The sequence below is a fragment of the uncultured Fretibacterium sp. genome (genome assembly GCF_938040765.1).
GTDB lineage: Bacteria > Synergistota > Synergistia > Synergistales > Aminobacteriaceae > CAJPSE01.
Window position 1 is genome coordinate 1 of record NZ_CALIAA010000277.1, and the last position, 4,496, is coordinate 4,496.

At 61.0% G+C, this 4,496-nt stretch carries 2 protein-coding genes; both read left to right on the forward strand.

Annotation, left to right across the window (positions count from 1 at the left end; translation table 11 throughout):
- Positions 1-866: 866 nt before the first annotated feature.
- Positions 867-3,800, forward strand: coding sequence for a Synerg-CTERM sorting domain-containing protein (locus tag Q0176_RS09845; protein WP_299302264.1), 2,934 nt, complete (start codon positions 867-869; stop codon positions 3,798-3,800).
- A gap of 321 nt (positions 3,801-4,121) precedes the next feature.
- Positions 4,122-4,262 (forward strand): hypothetical protein, encoded by a 141-nt coding sequence (locus tag Q0176_RS09850; RefSeq protein ID WP_299302267.1) that lies wholly within the window; start codon positions 4,122-4,124, stop codon positions 4,260-4,262.
- The last annotated feature ends 234 nt before the right edge of the window (positions 4,263-4,496 follow it).

The window sequence follows — 4,496 nt, forward strand, 5'->3', positions numbered from 1 at the left end:
TCAATAGCTTCGATTCGACGCAGTTAGGCGATACAGGTTTTTCCATGGTGGGTCGTCTGCTTGCGTCGATAGCGCGGCAACTTAAGCGAAGCTCAATAGCTTCGATTCGACGCAGTTAGGCGATACAGGTTTTTCCATGGTGGGTCGTCTGCTTGCGTCGATAGCGCGGCAACTTAAGCGAAGCTCAATAGCTTCGATTCGACGCAGTTAGGCGATACAGGTTTTTCCATGGTGGGTCGCCTGCCTGCGTCGATAGCGCGGCAACGGTGCCGCGTATCGACGTAAGCGATCGGCACAGCATCCAAAGCCTGTCGGCTTTGGAGAGCTGGCCGCCTGCTTATGGGTGGTTTTTTCATTTTTCTGCGGCAAAAAGGCGTAGTGGGGCTTGCATTCTCTGCGTAGCACCGTGTATAATCTGACCCTAAAGGGCGTATGCTGCTTTTGTGGTTTGGGGTATTGTCCCCGCAGGCGTCCTTTTTCCACAAGCTGCGTAAGCGTTTATCTGAATGTACGAAGGGGTACGGAAGGACGCAGCGAAGAATCACGAAGGGAGGGATCATCGGCAGCGGACGGGGATTTTTGGGCCTCCGCCGTGCCCGGATGAGATCATCCGAATGGCGGTGCAGCGGTTTTCTCCGAAGCGGTTGGGAGAGGGACGTTGCATTGCGCTGTCGTCGGCCTCGGCCGAGGACTTCCACTAGGGAGGGATAACAGGAAGCAACGGATTTTGTCCGCCGCATTTCCCCGCACTTTTTGGAAAAGAGGGCGGACGCGCGCTGAAGGTTGGAATGCATCCGGCGGAGGAGGGCGCTTACAGGGGCCCGAGACTCGCAGGATGGATTCGATTTTGGAAGGAGGAATTCAGGTTGAGTAAGAAACTGAAACTGTTTGGCCTGCTGGCGCTGACCTTGGCGCTGGGAGCCGGGGCAGCGTGGGCGTTCGGTCTGAAGACGATTGTCGCGACTGATACCAATGACTACGCCACTACTACTGTTGCAACCAGTGTTATGGTAGGCACGGGGACGAAGGGCGTGGCAGCGGGTCAGCTTGATTTTGGAGCGCCTAACCATGTGGTCCAGCTGAAGGCTGCGACGAAGGACGATATCCTCACCATTGCGCCCACGACTAATAAGGAGATCAAAGAAGGGACTGCTACTCCGAATACGGGCGGTCAGCTCATCGTCAACTATGACCCCGACCTCACGAGCGAGCTGGGTACGGTTGTCCTGAAGTCGGGAAACAAGGACAACCCCGATGCGACGCATGAGAATGTCTTCGGCGGCGGCACCGTCCTGCTGGGCGGTAAGCTGGGCCTGACCCGCGGCAACTCTATTGGCCAGGGTTGGGTGGGCATCATGGGACGCGCCAAGGACAAGGCCCCCGTGCTTATGGGCTATGGCGTCGACTCTCTGATCTTGGGGCATACGGATCCGGGAGCTCTGATTGTTGCAGGTCGTCAGCCTCTTTATTTGCTGGCTGGAGACGAAAGTGATGCGGGTCCTGCTCTGGACGCGCTTCGCTATGCCGTGGTGGACTCCACGCCGAACAGCTCGTCCGGTGCGCTGCAGGGCCTTGAGTTCCGTGATGGCCTTGCGCAGCTGGATGTGGCTAATATCCCAGATGCCGGTCTCGCTGCCGCAATTAACCCGACGGGTGATACGGCCGGGAGATTCGTGCGCCTGGTGAAGACCGGCAACGGTATGATGAGGATCTACGGCAGTGCTCAGGCCGCCACTTTGGCAGCGAGTGCGACGCATGCCAGCAATATCAGCGTTGCCTCCACACACTTCGCATTGGACGGCGCCTTCCACCGCGGCGGCACCACGGTGGTGGACGGAACGCTCCAGATGATAGCCGGTGTGGGCACCGTGCCCGGCGACCACTTCCGCGGCTCGCTGGGCAAGACGTGGGCCGAGTATCAGGGTTCCAAGTGTGCCTATGCTCCTGCCGACGGCAACGCCAACTTCGTGAAGGTAACCAACCACGTGGACATCTACAACCCGTTGCGCGTGGAGGAGAAGGGTAAGGTCATCCTGGACCGCAGCCAGTTCTTCGACGACTTCAACATCGTGAAGGGCGGCGTCTTCCAGGCTGAAGACTACCTGGTTAACTCGAAGAATTTCTATCCTCAGATCGCCGTCGTCCTGCACCAGAAGAACAGCGTGGTCGACGGCCTGCTGAAGGGCAACTTCGACCTGATCCTTGATGCTAAGGATGCTGTAGCGCTTCGCCCCAAAGACGACCCGAAGGACGATGGCATCGCCGAGCCGCAGCAGGCGGTGCTCTACATCAACGGCGAGAACGAGATCGGCGGCAACGGCGCCGGCGCCAAAGGCGACACCTTGGTGAGCACGGGCGTCCTCCAGATCGCGAAGGCGAAGTCCATCGGCGCCGGCGAGGTCACCATCGGTGCTGAGGGGGCTGAGGCTTGGGACCGCGGCTATACGACCCAAGAAGTCGGCGTGTTTGCAGCCGCTGCGAGCTTCGACCTGCCGAACGTGACGCGCGGCCAGAAGCTGGGCGCTGCGGGCGCGGTGAACGGCGCGACCCTGACCTTCCAGGAAATCTCCCTGATGAACCGCGGCATCGCCAAGACGGCCAACTTCCGCATCAACCCGCGCGCCGTCAAGCTGGGCTACGGCTACCATGAGAGCGACAAGGGCGGCGAGCAGTTCAAGACGGATGCGACGCCTACGGGCAACGCCTTCCATGACTCCTGGACCGGCACGGTCGCCTTCGGCGGCAGCGGCAGCTGGGACGTGGCGGGGACGATGAGCAACCCGACGCGTGTTGATATCGAGCGCGGCGCGCTGCGCCTCGACAGCTATCCCATGAGCACGAGCCTCATCCCCGCGAATGCGGAGCCCTTCATGCACGTCTTCGTATGGCCCGAGGCCGTTCTCTCCCTGGCCGACGGCGTTCGCGACTTCAACCTGGACAAGGCGCACCGCATGAACCTGTGGGTCACCGACGACAGCCGCATCAACCTCGTGCTGAACGACAGCGACATCGCGTCGAGCCGCGCGGACGCCATGGGCAAGGCCCCGGTGTTCCAGGCTCACGAGATCGACTACACCGGCCTCGGCGCGGGCCAGAAGGACCGCGACCGTCGTCTGGTCATCCAGCTGGATACCTCCAAGCTCAGCAACCCGAAGAGCATCCCCGCCGGCTGGGTGAAGGCGGTCTTCTCCACCAACGCTCCTCAGTGGAACCGCCTGCACTTCCTGCGTGAGAACAGCAACGTGAACTACGAGGACTACGCGAAGGTCCGCATTGTGTGGTCCAACACCTCCGACCTGCCCGAGAACACCAAGGCGGTCGCGCACCTCGACGAGAACAGCAACACGATCCTCATCGAGTTCGGCGCCAACGTCACCGACCCGGTGAACCCGGGCAAACCCACGCCCGAGACCCCGAGCCTGACGACCACCCTGACGCCCTCCGCGACGTCCGTGGCTCCTGGCGCCGAGGTTACCGTGACCCTGGGCGAGTGGACCTACAAGGGCGCTTCGGCCGATGTGGTCTCCGAGGACGTGACGGTCACCGGCGGCACGATCAAGACGCCGCTTGCCGGTAAGAAGGTCGTCCTGACGGCCGGCGCCGAGGGCACCATGACGGTCACCGCCACCTCCGTTCTGAAGAGCGATCCTAAGGTCACCGGCAAGGGAACGACGAGCATCACTGTGACCAAGGGCGGCGGCTCCGGCAAGAAGTCCAGCTCCGGCGGCGGCTGCGACGCGGGCTTCGGCGGACTGGCACTGGCTCTTGCGGCGGCGTTCCTGTTGAAGAGGAAGGCTTAACCCTCAACAACAACGAACACGCTTTAAGCAACATCGTTTCAGAGAAGACGCCCCCCTCGAGGGGGCGTCTTTTTTGCGCTCCGCGTCCATTCCCTCCCCTGCCGCTCCTTCCCCGCCCCGGGCTTCTGCTACTTTTGCTATAATGGACAAGCTCAGAAAAATCTACGAACGCCCGCCGGAAACTTACTCGCTATACGGGAGCGGGCGGAGACGGACTACCGCAATGCGTTCAAGTACGCGGAGGCCAAGGGTCGGTCCGAAGGCGAGGCCAGAGGTGAGGCCAGAGGCAGGGCTGAAGGCCGCGCCGAGGGCGGGCTGGAGATGCTTTTCTCCCTCGTTCGGGACGGCCTTCTTTCGATGGAGAAGGCCTCTGCGCGGGCCGGCATGACGGAGAACGAGTTTGCGGCGCGGATGGAACGGCCATCGATCGACGGTGCGGAGCGGACCGGAGAGGGCGGCTGACACTTCGAAATCGTTCAGCCAAAAGGGAACGTTTTGGGGTGAAAAATGCGCATAAAACGTTTGGCGTTTCGCCTGTTATGAGATAAAATAGGGAGGCGGCGTTCCGGGGCTTTCATATCGGAACGAGGAGTGTTTTTTACCTCGCCTCAGGCCGTTGGGGAAGACCTTGCCCCAACAGACTTCTTTATAGTAAGGTACCATCAACACCTGTATCCTTCCCCCCTTAACGTCAGG